Annotated in this window: 25 protein-coding genes; 6 read left to right on the top strand and 19 right to left on the bottom strand. The window is 38.1% G+C overall.

The window, feature by feature from the left end; genetic code table 11:
- The first annotated feature begins 25 nt into the window (after positions 1–25).
- Entirely contained in the window at positions 26–238 is a 213-nt protein-coding gene (locus NST66_RS08975; RefSeq protein ID WP_028413567.1) for a hypothetical protein, read from the top strand.
- 60 nt (positions 239–298) lie between these two features.
- On the opposite strand, the gene NST66_RS08970 is transcribed toward NST66_RS08975, so the two are convergent.
- The 4 genes from NST66_RS08970 to NST66_RS08955 form a co-directional block, all read right to left on the bottom strand.
- Positions 299–733 (bottom strand): MerR family transcriptional regulator, encoded by a 435-nt coding sequence (locus NST66_RS08970; RefSeq protein WP_033578828.1) that lies wholly within the window; start codon positions 731–733, stop codon positions 299–301.
- Positions 734–1,257: 524 nt separating this feature from the next.
- Complete coding sequence (locus NST66_RS08965) at positions 1,258–1,866, bottom strand: methyltransferase (RefSeq protein ID WP_028413569.1); 609 nt, start codon at positions 1,864–1,866, stop codon at positions 1,258–1,260.
- Between the two features lie 68 nt (positions 1,867–1,934).
- On the bottom strand, positions 1,935–2,111 hold the full coding sequence (locus NST66_RS08960; RefSeq protein WP_165573411.1) for a hypothetical protein: 177 nt from the start codon (positions 2,109–2,111) through the stop codon (positions 1,935–1,937).
- A gap of 95 nt (positions 2,112–2,206) precedes the next feature.
- Positions 2,207–2,821 (bottom strand): poly-gamma-glutamate hydrolase family protein, encoded by a 615-nt coding sequence (locus tag NST66_RS08955; RefSeq protein WP_230624623.1) that lies wholly within the window; start codon positions 2,819–2,821, stop codon positions 2,207–2,209.
- Positions 2,822–3,212: 391 nt separating this feature from the next.
- On the opposite strand from NST66_RS08955, the gene cyoE reads away from it, so the two are divergent.
- Positions 3,213–4,130 (top strand): heme o synthase, encoded by a 918-nt coding sequence (gene cyoE / locus NST66_RS08950; protein ID WP_013056789.1) that lies wholly within the window; start codon positions 3,213–3,215, stop codon positions 4,128–4,130.
- Between the two features lie 24 nt (positions 4,131–4,154).
- Here cyoE and NST66_RS08945 read toward each other — a convergent pair whose 3' ends face one another.
- Together NST66_RS08945 and NST66_RS08940 are read right to left on the bottom strand one after the other, a co-directional pair.
- A complete protein-coding gene (locus NST66_RS08945) occupies positions 4,155–5,093 on the bottom strand; it encodes a carbohydrate kinase family protein (protein ID WP_034265670.1) in 939 nt (312 codons plus the stop codon).
- A gap of 1 nt (position 5,094) precedes the next feature.
- On the bottom strand, positions 5,095–5,304 hold the full coding sequence (locus NST66_RS08940) for a cysteine-rich CWC family protein (RefSeq protein ID WP_033578825.1): 210 nt from the start codon (positions 5,302–5,304) through the stop codon (positions 5,095–5,097).
- A 162-nt stretch (positions 5,305–5,466) separates the two neighbouring features.
- Here NST66_RS08940 and NST66_RS08935 point away from each other — a divergent pair, with 162 nt between their 5' ends.
- On the top strand, positions 5,467–6,825 hold the full coding sequence (locus NST66_RS08935; protein ID WP_340843277.1) for a D-serine ammonia-lyase: 1,359 nt from the start codon (positions 5,467–5,469) through the stop codon (positions 6,823–6,825).
- Positions 6,826–6,856: 31 nt separating this feature from the next.
- On the opposite strand, the gene NST66_RS08930 is transcribed toward NST66_RS08935, so the two are convergent.
- The 3 genes from NST66_RS08930 to NST66_RS08920 form a co-directional block, all read right to left on the bottom strand.
- Positions 6,857–8,239: a PH domain-containing protein gene (locus tag NST66_RS08930; RefSeq protein WP_251440525.1), complete on the bottom strand. Its 1,383-nt coding sequence runs from the start codon at positions 8,237–8,239 to the stop codon at positions 6,857–6,859.
- Positions 8,232–8,714 (bottom strand): PH domain-containing protein, encoded by a 483-nt coding sequence (locus tag NST66_RS08925; protein ID WP_033578823.1) that lies wholly within the window; start codon positions 8,712–8,714, stop codon positions 8,232–8,234. The genes NST66_RS08930 and NST66_RS08925 overlap by 8 nt, the downstream gene beginning before the upstream one ends.
- A gap of 142 nt (positions 8,715–8,856) precedes the next feature.
- On the bottom strand, positions 8,857–10,188 hold the full coding sequence (locus tag NST66_RS08920) for an NAD-dependent malic enzyme (RefSeq protein WP_034265658.1): 1,332 nt from the start codon (positions 10,186–10,188) through the stop codon (positions 8,857–8,859).
- Positions 10,189–10,496: 308 nt separating this feature from the next.
- On the opposite strand from NST66_RS08920, the gene NST66_RS08915 reads away from it, so the two are divergent.
- Positions 10,497–11,075: an LOG family protein gene (locus NST66_RS08915; protein WP_340843276.1), complete on the top strand. Its 579-nt coding sequence runs from the start codon at positions 10,497–10,499 to the stop codon at positions 11,073–11,075.
- Positions 11,076–11,104: 29 nt separating this feature from the next.
- Here the strand turns inward: NST66_RS08915 and NST66_RS08910 are convergent, their stop codons facing one another.
- Positions 11,105–12,316, bottom strand: coding sequence for a cytochrome P450 (locus NST66_RS08910; protein WP_340843275.1), 1,212 nt, complete (start codon positions 12,314–12,316; stop codon positions 11,105–11,107).
- Positions 12,317–12,601: 285 nt separating this feature from the next.
- Between NST66_RS08910 and NST66_RS08905 the strand changes: the two genes are divergently transcribed.
- Together NST66_RS08905 and NST66_RS08900 are read left to right on the top strand one after the other, a co-directional pair.
- Positions 12,602–13,333, top strand: a complete 732-nt coding sequence (locus NST66_RS08905) for a ZIP family metal transporter (RefSeq protein WP_028413578.1) — start codon at positions 12,602–12,604, stop codon at positions 13,331–13,333.
- Positions 13,334–13,416: 83 nt separating this feature from the next.
- Positions 13,417–13,962, top strand: coding sequence for a DUF4825 domain-containing protein (locus tag NST66_RS08900; RefSeq protein ID WP_028413579.1), 546 nt, complete (start codon positions 13,417–13,419; stop codon positions 13,960–13,962).
- 20 nt (positions 13,963–13,982) lie between these two features.
- Here the strand turns inward: NST66_RS08900 and NST66_RS08895 are convergent, their stop codons facing one another.
- The 9 genes from NST66_RS08895 to xylB all read right to left on the bottom strand — a co-directional run bounded on the left by NST66_RS08895 (position 13,983) and on the right by xylB (position 22,983).
- Entirely contained in the window at positions 13,983–14,885 is a 903-nt protein-coding gene (locus tag NST66_RS08895; RefSeq protein ID WP_340843274.1) for a GNAT family N-acetyltransferase, read from the bottom strand.
- 148 nt (positions 14,886–15,033) lie between these two features.
- Entirely contained in the window at positions 15,034–16,383 is a 1,350-nt protein-coding gene (gene fucP, locus NST66_RS08890) for an L-fucose:H+ symporter permease (protein WP_033578818.1), read from the bottom strand.
- An 88-nt stretch (positions 16,384–16,471) separates the two neighbouring features.
- On the bottom strand, positions 16,472–17,197 hold the full coding sequence (gene nagB / locus NST66_RS08885; RefSeq protein WP_033578817.1) for a glucosamine-6-phosphate deaminase: 726 nt from the start codon (positions 17,195–17,197) through the stop codon (positions 16,472–16,474).
- A 107-nt stretch (positions 17,198–17,304) separates the two neighbouring features.
- Positions 17,305–18,264 carry a shikimate dehydrogenase family protein gene (locus NST66_RS08880; RefSeq protein ID WP_033578816.1) on the bottom strand — a complete coding sequence of 320 codons (960 nt, stop codon included), beginning with the start codon at positions 18,262–18,264 and terminating at the stop codon, positions 17,305–17,307.
- A gap of 19 nt (positions 18,265–18,283) precedes the next feature.
- Positions 18,284–19,237 (bottom strand): phosphotriesterase family protein, encoded by a 954-nt coding sequence (locus tag NST66_RS08875; RefSeq protein WP_033578815.1) that lies wholly within the window; start codon positions 19,235–19,237, stop codon positions 18,284–18,286.
- The gene (locus tag NST66_RS08870; RefSeq protein WP_033578814.1) at positions 19,237–19,899 is read right to left on the bottom strand and encodes a bifunctional 4-hydroxy-2-oxoglutarate aldolase/2-dehydro-3-deoxy-phosphogluconate aldolase; all 663 of its coding nucleotides are present in this window, start codon (positions 19,897–19,899) and stop codon (positions 19,237–19,239) included. The genes NST66_RS08875 and NST66_RS08870 overlap by 1 nt, the downstream gene beginning before the upstream one ends.
- Positions 19,883–20,848: a phosphoglycerate dehydrogenase gene (locus NST66_RS08865; protein ID WP_033578813.1), complete on the bottom strand. Its 966-nt coding sequence runs from the start codon at positions 20,846–20,848 to the stop codon at positions 19,883–19,885. Before NST66_RS08865 ends, NST66_RS08870 begins: the two co-directional genes overlap by 17 nt.
- A gap of 19 nt (positions 20,849–20,867) precedes the next feature.
- Entirely contained in the window at positions 20,868–21,452 is a 585-nt protein-coding gene (locus tag NST66_RS08860) for a glucose-6-phosphate isomerase family protein (protein WP_033578812.1), read from the bottom strand.
- Positions 21,453–21,474: 22 nt separating this feature from the next.
- Positions 21,475–22,983: a xylulokinase gene (gene xylB, locus NST66_RS08855; RefSeq protein ID WP_340843273.1), complete on the bottom strand. Its 1,509-nt coding sequence runs from the start codon at positions 22,981–22,983 to the stop codon at positions 21,475–21,477.
- Between the last annotated feature and the right edge of the window lie 17 nt (positions 22,984–23,000).

Below are 23,000 nucleotides of genomic sequence, written 5' to 3'. Positions count from 1 at the left end.
ATTATGGGAAAGGGAGTTGAAGAAGTTGAAGTTTAAAATGAAGGAACGCGGGCAGCTGCATTTGAGTCCGGAAGGAAAACAATTGATTTTAGACTTATACGAATCAAATATGATGGAATCTGTAAATGAAGCTTTGGATGCTGAAACAAGAAGCTTTCACAGCGGAAAAGCCGACGGGATACAGGCTATTCTACTTCTTTTAGGGGTACAGCTAGAAGAAAACTCTTCACAATCATAAATAAATTCCCTATAAAACACATAAAAGCAGACGCACTCTTCTGGTGAATGCGCCTGCTTTTTATGATTCTTCCTGCTCGAATTTTACAATTGCAGCCTTAGCACGATCTCTCAGTGACAGAAGGTCAGACTCTACTTTTAAGATGTTTTTCTTTTTCTGTTCAATCAGCTTGAGCTGCTCTTCTACCGTATGTAACACTTGCTCTAACTTTTCTTTTTGTTGACTTGTTCCTTTCACTTGCCTATAATCCATCTTTTGTATTTCAAGAGTATCACTTAAAGCAAGAAATTCCTGTAATTCTTGAAGTGAAAAACCCATGACTTCTTTGGCATTCGTAATTTTCTTTAAAAATTCTACATGTTCTTCCGTGTACAGACGAAATCCACCTTCACTTCTTGGAGGTGCTGGCATCAGTCCAATTTGTTCATAATAACGAATCGTACGTTTTGTTAAACCGCTTTGCTTCGCTACATCATCTATTTTTAGTTCACTCATTTTTAAATCCCCTTTAATCAATTAACAATGTCAACTTTTCGTACTTTTTACTATTATACACTAACGCTAGATATCTCAAAACAAATCTGAACAGCTGTGCACTTATTTAAAAATAAATAAGCAATTTCTTTACCCTTTTTTAGAGTAAAAAAATTGCTTATACAGTATACGCTGGGTTCTTTTCTCTAAAACCTTATCATAAATGCCGTTTCTGTTAATTTACGATTTAGCATACAAATTAATAAATTTGTTTTTGAGACTTCTTATTTCTATCGACTAAATGTTTATTAACTTGTATGTAGCCTTCTCTTTCTGTACTAGCCCCGCCTGCGCTGAGTACACCGATAGCCACGCATGCTATCCAACCTAGTTTCATTATAACAGAAAGCGCTTACATAATAAAGTGTTATGCTTTAATTTCTAAAAAGTTATAAATAAAATCAGCAGGTCTTTTTCTAGCCCCTGCTGATTTGTTAAATAGAACTAGCGACGATACACCTTTATGGAATAGTAAATAAGTCGTCTTAATAAGCTACTTTATAAATCAAAAACCGTTCATATGGATTTTTACGATTCAACTCTGGCAGCATTACCTCTTCTTTTAAAATGAAAGAAGGGTGTTTTTCGAGATGATGAAGATAATCCTCTGAACTATAATACAAAATTAAATCAATCTCGCGCTTATTCTCTTCCCACGAAAGCAAAATATTGTTCACTACTTGGATAAAAATTTGAACTGAAAAAGGATTAAAAAAATAAAAGCAGTTGTCTAGTGGGTGAATCTTATATTCCTGGGCTAAACAACACTGAAAATAAATATGACTTTTTCGGCCCTTGGCTTTTTTTAAATAGCGCCTCTGATTATCTATGGCCTGCTCATAGAAGTGCTCATTCATTTCTATCCCTACAGCGGTGGCATTACATAGGTAGTTCACATAAAAATTCAGCCTTCCTTTCCCACACCCGAAGTCGACAATTCTATCGCTGCTTGTTAGCTCATACTGACTGAAAAGTGCTTCTAATGCACTATAAGGCGTGGGTTCATAACGATGGTAATGAAATGAATCATTAAATCCCTTTTGTTCTCCCGTTGTTTTTATATTTAATAAAGCGTCATAATATTGTTCATTCATGGCCAATCTCCTGTTTATAGTTGTCGAAAAAGAGAAAGAAGGACAGATGTCCTTCTTTCTCTTTTTACTCACTCTACTTTTACGCGCATTTCTGATATTTTAAGACCAATCTCTTCGATTAACTGCACAGCTTCCGCTCGTTTTTGATCATCTAATGTGCTGATTTCTGGTATGTCTATGCTTTTTAAATATCGATAAGAGGCTTTAAGTCGTTCTAGGGTATCTTCTTGGTCAAACTTTTTCATGATTATCTCCTCCAGCTTATGTAGTTACTATATGTATACCACAAACATGTCCGTAATAAATCTAACCTGTTTAATAAATACTAAACGTATCTGATTTATCTAAGAGGAAATGCACTTCTAATAGCTGATATATACTCAAAAAATTCCTGGGTTTTAGAATTTTTACGTTCATTTCTCGTGTTAGTTGAAAAAAAAGCTTCTCTTTGCGCTTTACTTATCTCAATTTGCACACCCATCCGCCTAGCTGTTTTATTGGTTATATTTCTAGGGCTTGTACCGGAAACAGGATCTTGATCTGATAAAATTTCTGTACTAAAGCCTTTAGAAACAAGCGCTTCATGTATTTTGGACCTTAACGCTTTGTCAGCACCGCCGATTTTAGTATGCTTTTCACTTTTGTCGTTGTATCCATGAAAAGATACTGCATAGTCTTCTTTTGATATAATCGTTAACGCATGAGGTTCATCAAAATGAGTGGATGTGATATGAAGATCGGCATTTCCTGATTTCTTTAACCCTTCAAATATATAGTACGAGTATTCGTTGCCCGCTAGGCCAACAGCAAGTTCTGATGTTCCAGTTTCGATACCTCCGCCGTGTATCGCGAGCATAATAATGTTAGAAGGTCTGATTTCAAATTGAATTTTGTAGTCTTGGTTGTATACTTCATAAGAGGCAAGTTCAGAGAAGCTAGCATATTTATCTGGCATCATATATCCTCCTTGTGAATAAGACATAGTAAATAAACTTATTAGTTCTTTCTTTAATGTACCACATCTTTTCTTTCATCACATACTATGTGATTGCAATTACCAATAAATATGGTACGATTAAGTTCGAGTTTCTTGCTCGTTAAAAGTTCACCAGATAGTCAAAATTTTCGTTTTTAAGCATTCCATTTTTATCTTATAATAAAGGATGTACTTATTTTCAGTCGGAAATTCGACATTTTTCTTTGTTTTTTAAAAAAGTTCAAGGAATGTTAACAAATTTTACGAGCAACCTTGATGTAATTACGATATTTTTTTGTTAAAATAGTTTAGTTGATTAATAAAGATTAGGTTTATTCATGTAAGAATAAGCTCAAAAAGGAGAATTGCTGTGAAAAATACCGAAGTTATCACAAAGGAATCACTTCCTATCAATCAGTATTTTTCCCGGGAAGTAATCAGTGCTATTATAAAAACTGGGATTATTAAATCGAACTCACTAGGAATGGTTGCTGGGCTTTGTCTCGCAATTGCTGTTAATGACTTAAGCTTTGTGACACAAATTCCTATCATTATTTTGGCTTTAATTGGGACATCCTTTGTCGTAGGAGGAGCTGGGGCAGTTAATAACTTCTATGACCGTGATATCGATGCAATCATGAAACGTACAAAAGACAGACCGACGGTAACAGGAGCGGTCAACCCTAAATTTGCTCTATGGTTAGGACTGGCTTTATTTGTTATTGGTGTAGGTATTTTATTTTTAGTTTCTAACATGGCCGCCATTATGGGTATTTTAGGATTTTTCTTTTATGTAGTGCCTTATACTATGCTTACAAAACGTACAACCATTTATAATACCGAAGTCGGAAGTATTTCTGGAGCTATGCCTCCAATCATTGGCTGGGCCGCTATTTCACCAGACTTATTTCATCCGGTAGCAATTGGATTGTTTGTATTTATGTTTTTATGGCAGCCTCCTCACTTCTACGCTATTGCCATTAGAAGACTTGAGGAATATAAAGCCGCAGGTGTACCAATGCTTCCTGTAGTAAAAGGTATCCGTCGTTCCAAAGTCCAAACGCTTGTATACCTAGTTATTTTACTAGCGGCATCGTTCTTATTTTTATCGTTTAGTAAAATTATCGCATTTACAATGTTCGGTTTAACACTCGTGTGGATGCTTCTTGGAATTGTTGGATTTAAAAAATTAGAAGATACAAAATGGGCTACTTTAATGTTTGTGTTCTCATTGAACCACCTTACGATTATTTTTGCCCTTATGATTATACTGTCATTTTTTAAATAATAAACGTTCAAAAGCAGGTAGCTATCAGCTACCTGCTTTTATACTAGATACTTCTTTTGCTTTCAGTGAAATTATTCCTCCGTATCTCGCCGAAACTGCTCCACCTAACGCGTTGGCAAACATTGTGTACTGCTTACATGACTCCTCACGTTCAGGCAAACCTTTTTCGTGAATACACCAGAGAATTCCTGCCATAAATGCATCCCCCGCTCCCGTCGTGTCTATCGCCTGTACTTTTTTTGCACTCACATGAAGCGTTTGATTTGCAGTAACTGCTACTGCGCCCTTTTCTCCTTGAGTGACCCATACGAACGGAATATGATACGCTCTCAGTTTTTCTAGGCTTTCTGTCAGATCTGTTGAATTCATCAAAAATAGGAGCTCATCTTGAGAGATTTTCAAAATATCTGTTTCGTACAAAAACGATGTTACAATATTTCTACATGCTGCTTCACTTTCCCATCTTTTCATTCGAATATTCGGATCAAAAGCTACCAGCATACGATATTTTTTTGCGAGCCTCACAGCTTCTCTTGTAGTTTCCTGGGAAATCGGATGAAACAAAGTGCCTGATCCAAAATAAAAAATCGCTGCCTTCTCAAATAAAGCTTCCTGCAGCTCATATTTATACACTTGCTCATGAGGGGTAGAATCTATGTAGGAATGAAAGTAACGATCTCCTTCTTTACTTTTATGTACATACACTTCACAAACTTTTTTCGTCACCGAAGTTACACAGCCGCTTTGGTTTACTCCTTCAATTAAAAGCTTCTTTCTTACAAAATCACTTGTTTCATCACTCCCTAACTTGCAGATATAAGATGCTTTTGCTCCTAACTTCTGAACTCCAACTGCTACGTTAACGGTTGTACCTCCTAAAAAAGGGTCAAAGTCAGTGTTAGATTCATTTTTGGCGATAAAATCAATAAATGCCTCACCGTATGAAATAATTCCTTTTTTCACGTTAATCCCCGCCTTCTTCCTTCTGTCTCGCAACGCATTTGACGCATACACATGCTTTCCCTCTGCTTTCTAAAGGAATTTGTTTAAACAAATCAGGAGTAAAAACTTTCTGCATGCACCAACACTTTTCTATTTCTCTGCCTTGTACAGAAGCACAGTTATTTTTCTCTCCGCAGATGGGACATCTGCTATCATCGCCTGAAAATGCCATAAATTCCTCTCCTTTTTTCTATGCAGTTGTATAAGTTATCTTTATTAGTATACAAGAGGCAGTTAAAATGCGCTTTCTGCTTTTTGATATTTTCGTTTTCAACTTCTTCTATTCTTGATACTATACATATAAAGGAAATAACATATTGAGAAAGGAGCCTTTATGACGATACATTTATTTCACCAAAAACCCCTTGCTACATGGATCCGTGAATATCCTTTATTAACACCTTTAATCAATAAACAGGAAATACTTTGGATAAATCCTTATTTAAAACCTGCTCAAGAAGCACTTTCGTCTCTTTCTTTACATACCAAAGATATAAAAGATGCAAAAGAGCGACTTTCTCGCTTTTCTTCTTTTCTTCAAATCGCTTTTCCGGAGCTAAAAGCATCAAAAGGAATCATTGAATCACCTCTTCAAGAAATTGCATACATGAAAGACTATTTAAATCAACAAATGAATAACGAGCTGCAAGGAAAATTATTGATGAAATGCGATCACGATCTTCCTATATCAGGTTCTATTAAAGCAAGAGGCGGCATTTATGAAGTATTAAAATTTGCTGAAAGTCTTGCTATCAAAGAAGGGCTGCTTACCGAAGAAGACAGCTACGCTCTTCTAGCTGAAGAACGATGTAAAAAGTTATTTTCTTCTTATTCTATTGCAGTAGGATCTACCGGTAATTTAGGTTTAAGCATTGGTATTATAAGCGCCGCTCTCGGCTTTAACGTCACCGTCCATATGTCAGCCGATGCGAAGAAATGGAAAAAAGATTTGCTTCGTTCGAAAGGCGTAACCGTTATTGAATATCAGTCTGACTACGGAAAAGCCGTGGAAGAAGGACGAAAGCAAGCCGAAGCAGACCCCGCCTGTCATTTTATTGACGATGAGCAGTCTAGAGATTTATTTCTTGGTTATTCCGTCGCTGCCTTACGCTTGGAAAAGCAGCTAGCCGAGCTGCAAATTCAAGTAGACGCTGAACATCCTTTATTTGTCTATTTACCTTGCGGAGTAGGCGGAGGTCCTGGCGGTATTACGTTTGGATTAAAAGCAATATACGGTGATCATGTTCACTGCTTTTTTGCTGAACCTACTCACTCTCCTTGCATGCTGCTTGGATTAATGACCGAGCTGCATGATGGCATTTCCGTTACCGATATTGGACTTGATAACATAACAGCTGCCGATGGACTAGCTGTAGGAAGGCCATCTAGCTTTGTAGGCGAAACGATAAAATCGCTTATTAGCGGAATTTATACTGTAGAAGATGATCAGCTTTTCCGATTTATTTATGAGCTAGCCAATCGTGAAAATATGTATATAGAACCTTCAGCAGCGGCTGGTTTACAAGGGCCTCTTCACCTGATGGAAAGCGGGTCTTCCTATATACAAGCGCAAGCACTAGAAAACGATATGTCAAAAGCTACTCACCTTGTATGGTCAACTGGAGGCAGTATGGTGCCCGCTGACGTGATAAATAGCTATTACGAGCAAGGAAAAAAGTTAATGAATAGATAACGTCAAAAGGCATGAAGAACAATGATGTTCTTCATGCCTTTTTAGAAGAAGTAGCTTGCAGAAAGATAGGATGCCAAATTTCAAATGGAAAATATCCCGATTTATAGCTGCCGCTTGTACCCATAGTTGAAATTTTTATTTTCCTGTATCCTTTTTTCCATAAAAAGGTGCCTGCAAACACCTCAATTTGTTCCACTTTCTTCCTTCTAATAATCGTGGTTTTTCGTGTTAAAAACTGTGAGCGAATAGCGACAAATACCTCGTTCATCATTAAGCCGCCTTGGCGATAGCCCAACCAGTGAATAAGTACATACGCAAGGCATAGCACAGCAATAACCCACACGAACATTGATTTCCAAAAGCTGATGCCAATCCCTGCCGCTGCAAATAACAAGAGCGGTAATAGTAATGGGTACCATGCATATTGAATAGCTGTATTTCTTGGACACTTTATATATTCGTAGTGCGGGACATATACGTTCATTAACGCTGAAATCTCTTTTTGCTGGATAAACGGGTGTAAATAGACCTTTTCTTTTAAATCAGAGGTTACGACATTTAACGAAACGGAAGACCATCCAAATAAGCGTCGAACCAACCCTTCCTCTATCGTAACAGCCTGTATTTTATGAAAAGGAATCGTAAGGGATTTCTTATTTAATAGTCCGTATTTAATATGTAGATAATGATCGTAGCGTTCCACTGTGAAACCGCCAAATCGTATCACATATAAAACGATAGACAGCAAATAAGCAAGCACCACAATTGCAGCCACTAATACAAATAAACCAAGCATCGATTGATGAATCACTTCTTCGTAAGCTGTCTTCACCCAGCGGTTGATATACGTATCAATATACTGATAGAGAAAACCAAGAGCAGCAAATATATAGCCAAAATTCCCGGAAAACGCAGCAGCTAACGCCAGCTGTTTCACCGACACTTTCATCATACGTTCAGGACTTTTTTCTGTTATTTCCGGCTGACTCCCTGACAGCTTTAACGTATCTTTAAGATGGTGCGCTTCTTTTAGTGAAATACCAGATAAATCAATTTCAGCATCCGTACCGCTGCTGGCCGTGTCAATACGAAGCCGAGCTAAGCGAAGAATTCTAAAGACAAACGGCTGATCTAACTGAATCGATTGAATGCGATTTCGTTGAATAAATCGTTTTTCTTTTTTAAAAATCCCTTTATACAGACGCACTTCCGTTTCCGTTACTTCATAACGAAATTCCCTCCAGGTAAAAAAAGCAAATAAAGCGACTACGCCTCCCGCTAATAGCGTTGCCCACCAATATGTAAACAACAGGTGCCGATTGACGATAAATACAAACACAAAAGGCAGGATATTATTTTTTATATGTTCAGTAAATGCTATTGCAATATATAGCGGATGCAGCCGCTTACTCATCTTCATCATCTACCTCTGCTAGTCTAGCAATATACTCTCGCAGTGCTTCAGCATCTCTTTGTACGAGTGCAGGAATTTCGACGCTTCCAGCTGCTGTGATGATTTTAACAGATGCCAAGTCAAATTTTCGAAAAATCGGCCCTGTCAACGTTTCAACGTGCTGTACTTTCACAAGGGGAATTTTCGTATGATACCAGATGAAGAGCCCTCTTTGCACATCAATTTGAGTATCTGTTACTTCATATGAATATACATTCATATATACATTTGGAGCTATAATTGTATATACGATAAAGCTCACGACTAATAGTCCAGCTGATATCCATCCAATAATTGACCACCAATCAAAAAAATGAACGAGTAGAAAATAACCCGCTGTTGCCAGAAGCCACAGGCTATGCGTAAAAATGGATTGCCAGCGCATCGCTTTTTTAGCCTCGAGGGGCAATTTGCCCTTTAAATGTTCAAACTCCATAAAAACTCCTTTCTCTACCTTTTTTACTATTTCTATTACTATATTACGTTAAAAAAGGAAAAAAGTTTCATCGTTTACTATTTTCTTATTATTTTTTGATAAAAAACAAACAAGGCTGCCTATTTCGAGGCAGCCTTGTTTGTTATCGATAAACGCCGTCTTTCTCTCCGTGTGCAACAGCCGCTCTTTCAACTGCTTCAGATACTGCTTCGTGTACAGCTAGATTAAGAGGGTGAGGAACTAAATCGCCTGGACGCGTTGAATTTGCAATGGCTTCAGCTGCAGCTACAAGCATCGTATGCGTAATATCACGCACTCCCGCATTTAATACTCCTCTGAAAATACCTGGGAATCCAAGCACATTATTCACTGACCTTCCGTCAGTAGCATAAATAGCTCCTGCTTCAAGAGCATCTTCAGGTTCAATTTCTGGTTTTGGATTAGAAAGTGCTAAAATGATTTGCCCTTTTCGAATCCATTCTTTCTGTATTAAGCCAGGTACACCTGTTGTCGCAATAACAATATCACAGTTCTCCATAAGCTCTTCTAATGAATCCGCTACTTTTCCACCGTAGCTGACCAAGCGCTCATTCGCTTCAGGAGACTTATCAGCTCCTATCACTTGTTTGACACCGTAAGCCATGAACATTCTGCAAGTAGCGATACCAGCAGCTCCTAAACCAATCTGCCCTACTTTTGCTTCTTTCAAATTCACACCTGTGCTGCGACAAGCTGAGATAGCTGCTGCTAGCGTCACAACTGCTGTTCCGTGTTGATCATCATGCATAACTGGAATATCTAGCTCTTCTTTTAAACGTTCTTCAATTTCAAAGCAGTGAGGCGACCCTATATCTTCTAGTAAAATACCGCCAAATCCTGGTGAAATATTTTTAACCGTTTGAATGATTTCTTCCGGCTCATTTACATTCAACAAAATAGGGATAGCGTTTACACTGGCAAGCTGATCAAATAACGCAGCTTTTCCTTCCATAACAGGCATTCCTGCAACTGGACCAATATTCCCTAGTCCTAGTATAGCGGTACCATCCGTTACAATCGCAACCGTGTTTCCAATGCTCGTATAAATTTTAGCTTTGTCGGGCTGTTCTTGAATAGCACGGCAAACGTTTGCTACACCTGGTGTATATACTCTTCTTAAGTCAGCGATCGACTCAATTTTCATTTTGCTTTTCATTTGAATTTTACCGCCTTCATGTGCATGAAGAACTTCATCTGATACTGTATGTAAAGTAATGCCTTCTAAACTGCGAACCGCTTCAAGCAATTCCTCAAGCTGGTCTTCACTTTCTACTTGAACCGTAATACTTCTCATCGTGTAGTTATGTCCTACTTTAACGGTTTCAACCTCGCCAATGTCTCCTCCTACATTTCCAATGGCTGTTGCTACTCTTCCTAAGTTTCCTGGTACAGTCGGTGTTTGTACCATTAATGTGCGTATTAAATTATTCATCATATCCCCATATCCCCCTTGTCCTAATCCTGCAAGTACGTATACTTACTAATGAAGCGTTTAAAACGGTCCAATTTCCCATAAGTTCATATTATCTACTTATCTTACAAGTAGATCTATGCGTACTCTCTTTTTCATCAAAAGAAAAGAAATAGATAACGCTTTCAAACAGATGTTTCGCTTTGATTATAAGCAAAGTTTTTAGAATAATCAAGCGATGACATTGTGAAAATTCATAAATTATTAAGAAGGATTTTGTTGTTCATAAACAGAAAAGACTTATATAGAGAAGAAACAAAGGAGTGAAGAAATTGAAATCAATTTGTGTGTTTGCAGGATCAAGCGCAGGAATAAAAACAGAATATAAAGAGGCCGCCGTCTCGCTAGGACGCTACATGGCCCAAGAAAACTACCGGCTGATTTACGGAGGCTCACGAATGGGCCTGATGGGAGAAGTCGCAAATGAAATGCTTGAACATGGGGGCGAAGTCATTGGTATTATGCCCCGCGGTTTGTTTAGCGGTGAAATTGTTCATACCGCGCTGACAGAACTCATCGAAGTAGAGAGCATGCACGAGCGAAAAGCAACTATGCACGAGTTAGCAGATGCTTATATTGCCCTTCCTGGAGGTTTCGGGACATTTGAAGAGCTGTTTGAAGCTCTTTGCTGGGCTCAAATTGGCATACATAAAAAACCAGTGGGGTTATTAAATGTAAACGGCTACTACGACCCGCTTATGCAAATGGTTCAGCATGCAGTAGATGAAGAATTTTCTACGGATTCTGCTATTCGTCTCATCAATATTTCTGATACTCCCGAACAGCTTATCTCTTCAATGGACACCTATACGTCTCCTTCAGAGGACCAAAAATGGAAGACTGAACGCTAAAAAGCAAGCGCATCATTTGCGCTCGCTTTTCAGGCGTTGTCAAAAGTAATTTCATATTTTTTTACCCCAAAAACAAAAGGGCTATCTATTGGCTTTAAAGACTGATTCTGAACTTTAGAAAATCCCCCTTTTTCTAGTAATTTAGCAAAGGCAATTTTCCCTTCCATTCTTGCTAACGGTGCTCCTAAGCAAAAATGGATGCCAAAACCAAAGCTTACGTGAGGATTCGTTTTACGACGCACGACAAAAGTGTTAGACCGTTCAAACTTAGCTGAATCTCTATTTGCACTTGCTGCCCAGCTAATTACCTGCTGCCCTTTTTTAATTTTACACTCTCCAAGTTCTACATCTTCAGCGGCTATGCGTCCAATCGCTTGAATAGGAGGATAATAGCGGAGCGTTTCTTCCACGAGATTCGGAACTAGGGATATGTCTTGACGAACTTCATTCTGTATGTCTACGTCTTCTGTCATATACCGGACTCCGTTCGTAATTAAGTTTGTTGTTGTTTCATTGCCTGCTACTAGCAATAGAATACAAAACCCTAGTACTTCCTCTTCTGTTAAATGTTCGCCATCAATTTCTGCTTCTAAAAGCAGCGAAATCAGATCTTCTTGTTTCTTTCTCTGACGCTCAGCGATAATTTCTTTAAAATACTTTTGTAAAAAAAGCACCCCTTCATTACGCTTTTGCATCATTTTCGCAAAAGCTTCGTCTGAATTATTTTCAGCACCGCTCACTAAGTCATCGGAGTACTTTTTAAACAGTGCTCGATCTTGTATAGGTACTCCTAGCAGCTCAGCTATTACAATAATCGGCAGTGGTCCAGCAAAATCTTCTACTATATCAAACTTTTTTTTGCTGCTTACTTCATCTAATAAATAATCTGCAATCTCTTCAATATGACCCTCCAAGTGCTGAATAGCTCTTGGTGTAAAAGCTTTATTCACTAAGTTTCGTAATTTTGTGTGTTTTGGAGGATCCATCATTAAGATACTTTCTTGGCGTTCTTCCATTGCTCGTTTGGATGAAAAAAGCGACGGGTTTTTTAAAATATACTTTACTGTTTCATAATCAAATACATCCCAGCAGTTTCGGCTTTCATCGTAACGAATAGGTGCTTCTTGACGCAGACTGTTATAAATATCAAATGGGTAAAGCTGCTGTTCAACGGATTTAATTTCTTGCATAGGAATTAAGTTAGCATAACGATTTTCTCTTTTCACTGCTTTTGGATTCATCTCGTCTTCCTTCTTTCGGTTAAAAGTGACCTCATTAAGTTTTTTGACCTTCTACAGATGAAAGAATTTTTTTCCATCTTTATATCTTTTGATCAGACTATCACAAGGTTTTTTCACTTTCAACGGACATAATCAGAAAATTTTGTCAATTATACAGAAGACTTATTTTATTTAAGGTCTAAATCAGTGATTCTTTTCCATTTTTTTAGTTCTTTTATCTTGTTTCATAATAATCACATAGATGGTTACACTACAAATAAGTACGCAAGAAAGTAGGGATCTCATGTGATAGATGCCCTTATGTGGGGTGGTGTCTCAGGCTCAGCTGTATTAATTGGCGCTATTATAGCTATTTTTGTACCTTTAAAAAAACAGTTGACTGCTTATATTATGGCTTTTGGCACGGGCGTTTTGTTAGGAGCTGCTGCTTACGAGCTCATTCAAGATTCGGTAAAAGAAGCGGGAATTATTGCTTCTTCTTTAGGCTTCTTAACAGGCGCAGCACTTTTTACTCTTCTTGATATGTCTTTAGCTAAAAAAGGTGCTCACAAAAGAAAACGTTCAAACCACCTTGTCCCAGCTAGCTCAGGACTAGCCATTTTTATTGGTACCATTATGGATGCTATACCTGAATCACTGATGATTGGCGCAAGTTTGATTGAACAGCACCACGTTAGCTGGCTGCTTGTTGTTTCTATTTTTATCAGCAATATACCGGAAGGAATCTCCGGGACAAGCGGACTACTAAAAAGCCAATATAAGCGAAAGAAAATTTTTTCATTATGGCTTTCGGTCTTCTTTATATCAGCTCTTTGCTCTTGGATTGGATATCTATTTCTTCAAGACGCTACCCCAAACATGATGGGCTTTATTGCCTCATTTGCCGGTGGTGGAATTGTGGCCATGGTTGCTTCTACGATGTTGCCGGAAGCTTTTGAAGAAGGTGGTCCTGTTATTGGTTTTATTGCTTCATTAGGGTTATTAACTTCTATTATTTTGGATTATCTGTCTTTTTAATGAATAAATTTATATTTTGTATGAAACAAAAAGTGTAGGTCTTTCGTCTTTACAAGTAGATATAAACAAAAGGAGTTACCATTATGAAAAAAATAGATGCTTCTCTTACACTTTGTATAGTGCTCACTTGCCTATCAGGGTGTGCCTATGCACCTCATAATAATCTGTCTGCTGAAAGAGTCTCTGCTTCTTCTATTCATCATACTTCTTCTTTAAAACGTGATACTTCAATAGAAGAAATAACAAATAAACTTCCAGGACACGTTTATTTAAAAGGTATAACTTTTCAAAATGCGCAAAAACCTTACTACTTAGCAATTAACTACGCTGCAACAGATAATCAGCATGCGTTTGAAAAAAGCTGGACGTCTGTTAAAACTAAACGTACACTTTTACATAACGCAACCATTTTACTTTCTGCCGTACAAAATGTTGACAGCGTTCACTTTACTATTAACACGACTGTTCCTCAGACAATCACGATTACTCGAAAAGAGTTAACCGACTTCTACGGAACAGATCTGCGCAATTATAAGGACGGGACTCAAGCATGGAAAGCAAAATACGAAGGGCAGCAAGAAAAAATCGAGGAATTTTATGATGCACATCCAATTACGGAAATGCAGTAAAAGCGGCCCATTGCCGCTTTTTAAAGTTGTTTTTTCATAAACACCTGCTCAAGTTTGATTCCTTCATCTGTATATAAATCTTGAAAACCAAATGATTTTAACATTTTCACGAGTAAGCTATTTCCTTTTTCAGGTACATTATGTGTATTGTAAGCAATTGGTCCATACATATTAAAAATGGTTGCTAATAAAAAGCCCAGAACGTCCTCTGAATTTGAGATATGTTCCTTAACGCTTCCTTGATAAAAAGTAACGGAATTCACGATGCCTATGGAAGAAAAATTCTTTTGAAATAATAGATAGCCAACTTCTTCGTTTCTTTCATTCAACGCAATAAACGATTCTCCATCACGAATACAGTCAAATTGATTTTTCCACGGAACGTCGTATGTATAAAAGGGGAGGTTCTGAATATCTTTTGCAAGCCTTCGCTTTAACGAATACGCAAGCTGATTCTTCTTTTTAAGTAAAGAAGCGGGAAAACTACCTCTATGCTTTAGAAAGAAAAGCGTATCTACAATTTCATATCCATATTTCTCATAAAGGTGAATGGCTTTTTTATTGACTGTAAATGCTTCCAGACTGGCTTCCACTACTCCTTGCTGCTGATATTTCTCAAGTGTAGCTTTTAGTAAGGCTTCACCAATTCCCATTTTTCGGTAAAGGAATGCTACACTTGTACCTCCATTCCAAGCATGTTTCTTTCCTTTGACTTTTTTTAATCCATTTAACATAATTCCAGCTGGTGTGTCATTATAAAAAGCGACAAAAGAATGCTCGACAGATAAACGATCCACACCAAACCTACAAATGAATTGATCTAGTGACATCTCAACCGGAATGTAATAATCTTCAAAACCCTTATTAAATGCTTCTAGCGCATCAGAAAAAGAACACTGACTTAAAGGCTTAATTATAATCACAGGACATTCCTTCCTTTTTTAAAAAGATAATAATAAATAATTAAAGTAAAAAAGAAAACTGCTTCCAAAGCAGTTTTCTTTTTTACTTAAGGCAATTTACATTGTATTCGATGAAAAACGTAAAATTCCTTGTTTATAAAATCAATTTCTATTTAGCTGAATTAACTTGGTCTTCATTCATTAGTTTTTTTACTTTTTCACGTTTGTTTACACCACTATAAAAATAGTATCCTACATAGATAAAACATGCCGTCGGAACTAAAAAAGCGAGTTGAAGCGACCCAGTTAAGTCTGATACAAGTCCTTGAACGGCGGGAATAACAGCTCCTCCTACAATAGCCATAACTAGAATAGCTCCCGCGACTTCCGTATGCTGTTTTTCTTCTACTATTTCTAACGTTTCACTATAGATTGTTGCCCAACATGGACCAAAAAGCATGCTTACAGCAACAGCTGCATATACAGCCATCGTACTGGATGCAAACGACGTATACGCAAGTAAAAGCGTACCAATAATTGAATAGATAACTAACACTTTTTTGGCTGAAAAACGTGTCATCAATAGATTAGCTACAAATTTCCCAACAAAAAAAGCAATAAAACTATAAATCATGAAATTTGATGCGCTTCGCTCATTAATTTCAGAATTAAGATCTAAGGCCAATCTGATGGTAAATGACCATACAGCTACCTGCATCCCTACATATAGAAATTGGGCTATGATACCTTTACGAAAACGCGAATTCCCCCCTAAATACTTTAGCGTTTTTATTAATTCGCTTTTTTGCCCTACCTCGTTCTTCTCTATTTGAGCTTTACATGAAGGATATTTCGTTATAAGAAAAAGTACCAGTACGGCAATAAGAACTAAAATCATATATTTATAAGGCTGCAGCGTATGCTGTAACATTTTAAGGCCAAAGATATGTGCTTCTTCCGAGCTCATTTTAGCAAGCTGATTATCAAGGCTTTCCCCTTCTTGGAAGATTAAATACTTACCAAGTACAATTCCTAAAAGAGATCCGATAGGTGTAAACGTCTGACTGATATTAAGGCGTAGCACTGCGGATTCCCTAGGTCCCATCATGGAGCTATACGTATTAGCTGATGTTTCAAGAAAACCTAAACCAATGGCGATTGCAAAAATTGCGCATAAAAACATAGAATAGGTAGCCATATGAGAAGCAGGAAAAAACAGTGAACAACCTATAATATAGAAGATTAGTCCCGTAATAACAGCAAGCTTATAATTTGTTTTTTTAATAATTAACGAAGCTGGAATAGCAATTAAAAAGTATCCCCCGTAGAAAGCACTTTGCACAAAAGCCGTTGCAAAGTCGCTAAGAGTAAATACACTTTTAAACTGAGCAATTAAAATATCATTTAAACTCGCGGCTGCTCCCCAAAGTGGGAAAAGAATAGAAAGTAAAATAAATTGAAAGATAGGCGTTCGATTAAGATACCCATTAGGCATTTGAACTAAATTTTTATGTTTCATTGTAAAGCCTCCCTATTATCACTCATCATTTCTTTACAAATCCACTTGCTTCCGTGTTCACCTATGCTGTTAAAATACTCCTTGACATCTAAAGTAACGAGGCTGCTTCTTTGTCTACAATAACTGTGACGTTAGGATGTAACTGAAGAAGAGAAGAGGGACATCTTGTTGTAATATGTCCATGTAACGTTTGATAAACAGCCTCTGCTTTTTCATTACCACTGGCGATAAAGATAATGTGTCTTGCTTTTAAAATGTCTCCTACTCCCATTGCTATTGCTTTTTCAGGGACATCTTCTATATTTGAAAAAAACCTAGCGTTGTCTCGTATCGTTTCTTTGGTTAACTTAGCAATATGCGTAGCCCCCTGCAAGTAATCTTGAGGCTCGTTGAAACCAATGTGACCATTCCTTCCAACTCCCAATATCTGTACGTCAATTCCGTTGGCTTTCATTAATTTCTCATTGTATTCTTTCACTGCTTGATCTTCGTTCTCAAATATACCTAAAGGAATATGCACCTGCTCTGCTTTGATATTTACGTATTTTAAAAAATTTTCCCATGTATAGTACGCGTAACTTTGGAAATGCTCTGGCTCCAAACCGATGTATTCATCTAAATTGAATGTTGTTACATTTGAAAAATCTACTTTTCCTTCCTTGTATAACTGAATTAAATTTTTATACGTACCTAGAGGCGTTCCTCCGGTCGAAAGACCCAATACTAACTCTGGATTTCCCTTTATACATTTAGCCGTTTCAACAGCTGCCATGTAACTCATTTCCTCATAATTTTCTGTGCTTATAATCTTCATAAGAGGCACATCCTTCACCTTTTTGTAGTCTTTTTTGTTGACGCTTTCACTTTTAGTTATCTCTGTTTTATGTAAGTGAAGAGGAGAAACATTTTCTCCTCACTCCCTTATTTCCCACTTACTTTTGATTGATTAAACTCACTTGAAATTCTTTCAATTTCAGTAAATTGCTCATTGCTTAGTTGAATTTGGAACACTTCTGATATTACCTGAGTCCACCCATGTATGAAATAAATCCATCCGTCTTCAACATATAATGACTGCGTCTCTTTTTGCGACAGCGCTTGGTGCATAAACAACAAATCCCCTCGATAATTCAGTTCCCACACAAGACTATTGTGAGGAAATAGCGCCTCGTTGCTTAGCGGAGAGCCTGGTCGATCTTTTCCAAGCCCTGTTGCATTAATAACTAGAGAATAGGGCTTCAGTTTAGATAACACTTTATCATTTTTAGATGGCTCGTCTACTGTAAGATACTGAATAGGTACATCCGTAGACATTTCCGAGATAATTTTCTGCATTGAATCTAACCTCGGTTGACTTCGGTTTGTCACATAGATAGCAGATGGCATGCCATTACGTTTTGCATCGTGAATCAAGTTTGAAGCAATGGCAATGGCACTTCCGCCAGCTCCCATAATAAGGACATCCCCCTTATGTTTGTTCCAATAACCTTTTGGAAGGAAACCCTCCATGGCTAATCCGCTAGAGATATGATCCTTAGCATGTCCAATCAGCTTTCCGTCTCTTTTGGAAATACTTGATAACTCTCCAAATAACAGCGCATAAGGATCAAGCTCATCGAACAAGTCTTTTGCCGCATGATATAGATCAATTTTGTGTGTTGTGACCAATGCCCCCAGCGACAGAGGATCATTCTTTAAAAAAGTTACCACTTCACGGTACACTTCACGGCTTGCATGAATATCAATATCAATTCCTTTAATCTCCGCATCGATACAAAGAGATTTAGCCCATAAAGGAAATAGCTTCATGATAGAGGATTGTCCTGTTGTAACGCCAATAAAATAAAAGGTTGGTTTGGTTGCATTTACTAGATTTAACATAGTGTCCTCCTTGATTTTTCTAAACGCTTAAAGCTGCGAGCGGATTATCCAGAACTAAGGTACTAATGGTTTTATCTGAAATCCCACTTACTTTCAACTTTGGAATAAAGGTTTTAGTTAAGTAATCAATTCCTATTTCTCCCCCATATGCTTGCAGCCTCGCTCTAGTTGTATCCAGGCTAATTAAAAGAGATTCTTGAAAGCCGCTATTCAACATGTGGTGAATTAACTCAATTTCTTTATCATCGCTGTGATATTTAAACCGTCCAATCGTATCGTACTCAAGGTAGACACCCGTTGCCGCTACTTCTTTATGCAATCCGTAGTCATGATGAGTACGATCGAGATGACAAAGAATTATTTTTTTAGCTGCTACCTGTTTATCCGTCAAAAATTGAATAATTTCAAACGGATCGGATTCTTTTTCAATATGAACCATAATAGGGACGTTTGTTAAAAGTGACGCTTCGGCAGCTGCCTCAAACTTCATTTGATAATAGGGAGTTAACCCCTTTTTATCGACGGCTGTTTTAACTAGCCCTGCCTTTGCATTAACTTTTTTAGTGGGCCTCTCTATTCCATTACCTACATACATTCCTTTTTGAATTTCAGAAACAAAAAGCGCTGTAAGGACCTCTGCTGATTCATTATGGATCCAATGATCTCGCCAATAGAACATGGATTTATGGAACCCTGTTGAAGCAACAATATGAACATCTGTTCGTTTGGAGACTCGTATCAGGTCCATTGCCATGCGCCCCGCGCCGATCGGCTGTGCGTCCACTACAAGAGAGCGCGCAGACAGTTTCTTTACTTCACTTACTGTAACATCGACATTATCAATGCATAAATCTGAATTAGTACTCGCTGCATGACCTTTTTCAAGCATAAGGTGCTCATGCGGCTGAACATGTACGATTTCGTTTGAATCCACAAGGCCTAAAACAGTTTGTATACGACTTGAATTTTTCATTATCTAATACCGCTAAGCGTCAATTTAGCCTGCTGCGCTTTACGTATCAACAAAGAGGCATATTCACGAATTTTTTGGGAGTCAAGCGAATCCCCACCTGCTTTTGTTAAATTAGACCCTACCCCTACAGCGATTGCTCCTGCTTGAATCCAGTGCTCAATATTTGTTTCATTGACGCCTCCAGTAGGCATAATATTAGCTTGAGGCAAAGGCCCTTTTACATTTTTAATATGAGCCGTTCCTGCTAAGTCTGCTGGGAATAATTTAAGAATTTCGCACCCTGCTTTAAGCGCAGTAACCATTTCTGTCATTGTAAAAGTTCCGGGCATAACAAGAGCTTGATATTGATGGCTTACCGCAATAATGTCCATGTCCAAGTGAGGAGTCACAACAAAATCTGCTCCTGCTTGAAGGGCACTAACCGCCGAATGAACGTCCATGACGGTACCCATTCCTATGTAAACGGACTGAGAGGCACATTCACTTTTTAATTGACGTAATATGTCAATTGCATTTGGAACCGTCATCGTTAGTTCGATTGCCTGTATTCCGCCATCAATTGCAGCTCTAGCTGTCGTTAACACTTCCGCTTCTGTACCTCGTAAAACTGCCACAACACTACTTTTGCAAATACCATTCATAACTTCACGTTTGCGTGACATGCTGGTTCCCTCCTTGCCCTTTTGAAATTCCTTGCTGAAAAAATTTAATGACGCTATGCGTTGACTGTAATGTCATACGCTCGATTGCCTCTTTACTGGCCGCTGCATTATGAGGGGTTAAAACAGCATTATCTAACTCTAGCAAAGGAGAATCTGTAGGCGGCTCAACGGAAAATACATCAATTCCCGCTCCTAGTATTTTTTCTTCTTTTAAAATATGAAAAAGATCGGTTTCATTTATGATTCCGCCTCTTGCGGTATTAATGAGAATTGCCTCTTTCTTCATCTTCTTCATCATTTGATAGTTTAGAAGGTTTGTTGTTTCAGGCACAAGAGGCATATGAACAGATACAACATCGCTTTTTGTTAACAATTCATTTATGTGGACGTAGGTTGCACCATATTCAGCAGCTACCTGCTCATCTTGAAAAACGTCATAAACGAGGATGTTCATTTGAAATCCTTTAGCACGGCGGGCAACAGCTTTTCCTATTGCACCGAACCCTAGAATCCCTAGCGTTTTCCCATAAAGTTCAACACCTACGTTTTTTGTCCACTGCCCTTTTCTGAGCCTTTGAGAAGATAGTGAAATTTGTCTGGCTACAGACAGCATTAAACCAAACGCGTAGTCTGCAACAGCTTCATGATTCACACCGGGAGTATTCACGACCACAATTCCTTTTTGGGTTGCATATTCTTTAGGAATATTATCAGTACCTGCTCCATATTTTGCTATAATTTTAAGCTCCGAAGCGTGATTTAAAACTTCTTTGCTAAGATGGTCAGTTCCTATGATTAAGGCTTGTACATTTTGTATGAGCTCTATAAACCTGGACTCAGAAATAGGGCCGACCTCTCTTATCACCTCAAACCCCTCTTCGCGCCATTTATTCATAATGTCTTCTGTAAACATCCCATATGACCGAGGGGTAATTAATACTTTAAGCATGTGGTTTTCTCCTTTTTTGTTATTTTACCGCTTGTATATAGCGAGGGTTTTCAATATATGTTGGCTTGTCATTTTGTTCAACTAACGCCTTTACAAATCCTTCTGTTTCAATACCTCCGTAATCATGGCCTGCATCTCCCGGGTAAGCTGCAAAAAACACAAAAGGTTCTTCCCCCGTATTAACAGTGCGATGAGCCCATTCTGGTGCCACATATGCCACTGTTCCCGGCACCATTTCTAGGCTAGAAAACTCTCCGTCTTTTGTTTGCATTAGCAGCTCACCTTTTCCTTTAAGGCAAAAATAAATTTCAGCTCTATCTAATACTTCGTGATAATGTCCCTTGGTCATAAAATACTCTTTTCCTACTTTTCCTGGATGCAAAATAGTTACGCAATGCTGAATGTGAGGCATTGTCTCTGGAACTACTACGTTATAAACCTCGTAAATAAGCGGGTTGTTCTTAAGTTGATTTTCAAATTCTCCCTCGTCTAAGTACATGCCTTCCATATCCGATAAATGTCGAATAATGACTTTTCCTTCTGGATTTAATTTACCTGTTTCAAAATCTAATTGTGTAGCAAAAGGTTGAAATAATGTACTCATTTATCATGCATCTCCTCTATTTTTAATTAAAAACTTTTAGCTTTTGGTAAACTGGTTTTAGCTGTTCATACGTTTCATTAAATATCGAAAAAAACTCTTGATACTGTTCTTGAATATCTGGCTGAGGATGGTGAATACCTACTCTCTTCACCCATTTTTTAGCCTCTTTAAAATTATCTACTATCCCTACTCCAACGGCTCCAGCCATCGCTGCCCCCATAGATGTTGCTTCATCTAAATAGTTAGGCACATACACATCAAGCCCGTAAATATCTGCTAGAATTTGACGCCATAAAGTGCTTTTTGCTCCGCCGCCTAATACCCACATCCGGTCAATTGGTGCTCCTTCTTTTTGAAAAGTATCAAGTACAATTTTTAAGTTATATGCCACTCCTTCCATGACGGAACGAGCAATGTCTCCTCTTGTGTGAGTAATGGACAAACCAGCAAAAGCTCCCCTAGCATCCGGATTCCATCTGGGTGAGCGTTCTCCCATTAAGTAAGGTAAATAAATTAGCCCTTTTGACGTAGGGGACGATTGCTCGGCTTCACTATTCATAAGTTCATAGCTTTTGTTGGAATTTTGATAAAGTAACTCTGTGATCCATTGCATAGATCCCCCACCGCACTGCATTGTTCCATTAGGGGAATATTTAGTAGAATCAAGGTGAACCCATGTATACGTTTTCATTTCAGGGTCAAAAATAGGCTTGTTTGATGCCGTTGCAATCCATGAAGAAGAGCCAATGTAATTAAAAGCTTCTCCTTCATCCATAACGCCCACGCCGGCAGCTGCACACACTCCATCACCTCCCCCTATTACCACAGGAGTTCCTTGAAGTAAGCCTGTTTCGTCTGATGCCTTAGCTGTTACTGATCCTACTACATCAGTAGAAGCATACAAATCTGGAAAAAGCTCCGGCTCAATTCTCCATGTATTTAAAATGTCACGAGACCATACTTTATTTACTAAATCAAAACAGTTAGTTCCGCATGCATCTGAATAATCGGTTGCAAATATACCTGTTAGTTTATACACAAGGTAATCTTTCGCTTGTAAGATTTTATATGCTTTTTTAAAGCGTTCCGGCTCATTTTCCTTGACCCATTTAATCTTTGCTCCAGAATATGATGAGCTAATGCGGTGTCCTGTGATTTCATAAACATTTTTCATACCTATTTCATTCTCAAACCGCCGAGCCTGATCGGCCGCCCGCATATCTGCCCATATAATGGAATTACCAAGAGGAGTTCCATCTCGATCTACAAGCAAGCAGCCGAGCATTTGCCCGCTGAAACTCACAGCAGAAATTTCTTCGCGTTTCACTCCACTTTGCTCAAGCAAAATTTTTGTTGTTTCACAAACGGCTTCCCACCAGTCTGATGGATTTTGTTCAGCCCATCCAGCTTTAGGATAGAAGGTTTTATATTTATAGAGCGTACTATTAACCAACGTTCCGTCAGCCTTGTATAAAGTTGCTTTATTTCCCGTTGTTCCGATATCATGAGCAATAATATACCCATTACTCATACCCATCCCTCCTTCAG

Source organism: Priestia sp. FSL W8-0524 (genome assembly GCF_038005965.1).
Classification (GTDB): Bacteria; Bacillota; Bacilli; order Bacillales; family Bacillaceae_H; genus Priestia; species Priestia zanthoxyli.
This window is presented reverse-complemented; position numbering and strand designations above follow the sequence as displayed.

Excerpts from the sequence above, each read along its gene's own strand:
- NST66_RS08860 (WP_033578812.1), bottom strand. The coding sequence starts at position 21,452 with ATGAGTACATTATTTCAACCTTTTGCTACACAATTAGATTTTGAAACA.
- nagB (WP_033578817.1), bottom strand. The coding sequence starts at position 17,197 with ATGAAGATTATAAGCACAGAAAATTATGAGGAAATGAGTTACATGGCA.
- NST66_RS08925 (WP_033578823.1), bottom strand. The coding sequence starts at position 8,714 with ATGGAGTTTGAACATTTAAAGGGCAAATTGCCCCTCGAGGCTAAAAAA.
- NST66_RS08920 (WP_034265658.1), bottom strand. The coding sequence starts at position 10,188 with ATGATGAATAATTTAATACGCACATTAATGGTACAAACACCGACTGTA.
- NST66_RS08935 (WP_340843277.1), top strand. The coding sequence starts at position 5,467 with ATGACGATACATTTATTTCACCAAAAACCCCTTGCTACATGGATCCGT.
- NST66_RS08930 (WP_251440525.1), bottom strand. The coding sequence starts at position 8,239 with ATGAGTAAGCGGCTGCATCCGCTATATATTGCAATAGCATTTACTGAA.
- xylB (WP_340843273.1), bottom strand. The coding sequence starts at position 22,983 with ATGAGTAATGGGTATATTATTGCTCATGATATCGGAACAACGGGAAAT.
- NST66_RS08955 (WP_230624623.1), bottom strand. The coding sequence starts at position 2,821 with ATGCCAGATAAATATGCTAGCTTCTCTGAACTTGCCTCTTATGAAGTA.
- NST66_RS08880 (WP_033578816.1), bottom strand. The coding sequence starts at position 18,264 with ATGTTAAATCTAGTAAATGCAACCAAACCAACCTTTTATTTTATTGGC.
- fucP (WP_033578818.1), bottom strand. The coding sequence starts at position 16,383 with ATGAAACATAAAAATTTAGTTCAAATGCCTAATGGGTATCTTAATCGA.
- NST66_RS08875 (WP_033578815.1), bottom strand. The coding sequence starts at position 19,237 with ATGAAAAATTCAAGTCGTATACAAACTGTTTTAGGCCTTGTGGATTCA.
- NST66_RS08960 (WP_165573411.1), bottom strand. The coding sequence starts at position 2,111 with ATGAAAAAGTTTGACCAAGAAGATACCCTAGAACGACTTAAAGCCTCT.
- NST66_RS08940 (WP_033578825.1), bottom strand. The coding sequence starts at position 5,304 with ATGGCATTTTCAGGCGATGATAGCAGATGTCCCATCTGCGGAGAGAAA.
- NST66_RS08910 (WP_340843275.1), bottom strand. The coding sequence starts at position 12,316 with ATGAATCCAAAAGCAGTGAAAAGAGAAAATCGTTATGCTAACTTAATT.
- NST66_RS08900 (WP_028413579.1), top strand. The coding sequence starts at position 13,417 with ATGAAAAAAATAGATGCTTCTCTTACACTTTGTATAGTGCTCACTTGC.
- NST66_RS08965 (WP_028413569.1), bottom strand. The coding sequence starts at position 1,866 with ATGAATGAACAATATTATGACGCTTTATTAAATATAAAAACAACGGGA.
- NST66_RS08970 (WP_033578828.1), bottom strand. The coding sequence starts at position 733 with ATGAGTGAACTAAAAATAGATGATGTAGCGAAGCAAAGCGGTTTAACA.
- NST66_RS08865 (WP_033578813.1), bottom strand. The coding sequence starts at position 20,848 with ATGCTTAAAGTATTAATTACCCCTCGGTCATATGGGATGTTTACAGAA.
- NST66_RS08870 (WP_033578814.1), bottom strand. The coding sequence starts at position 19,899 with ATGTCACGCAAACGTGAAGTTATGAATGGTATTTGCAAAAGTAGTGTT.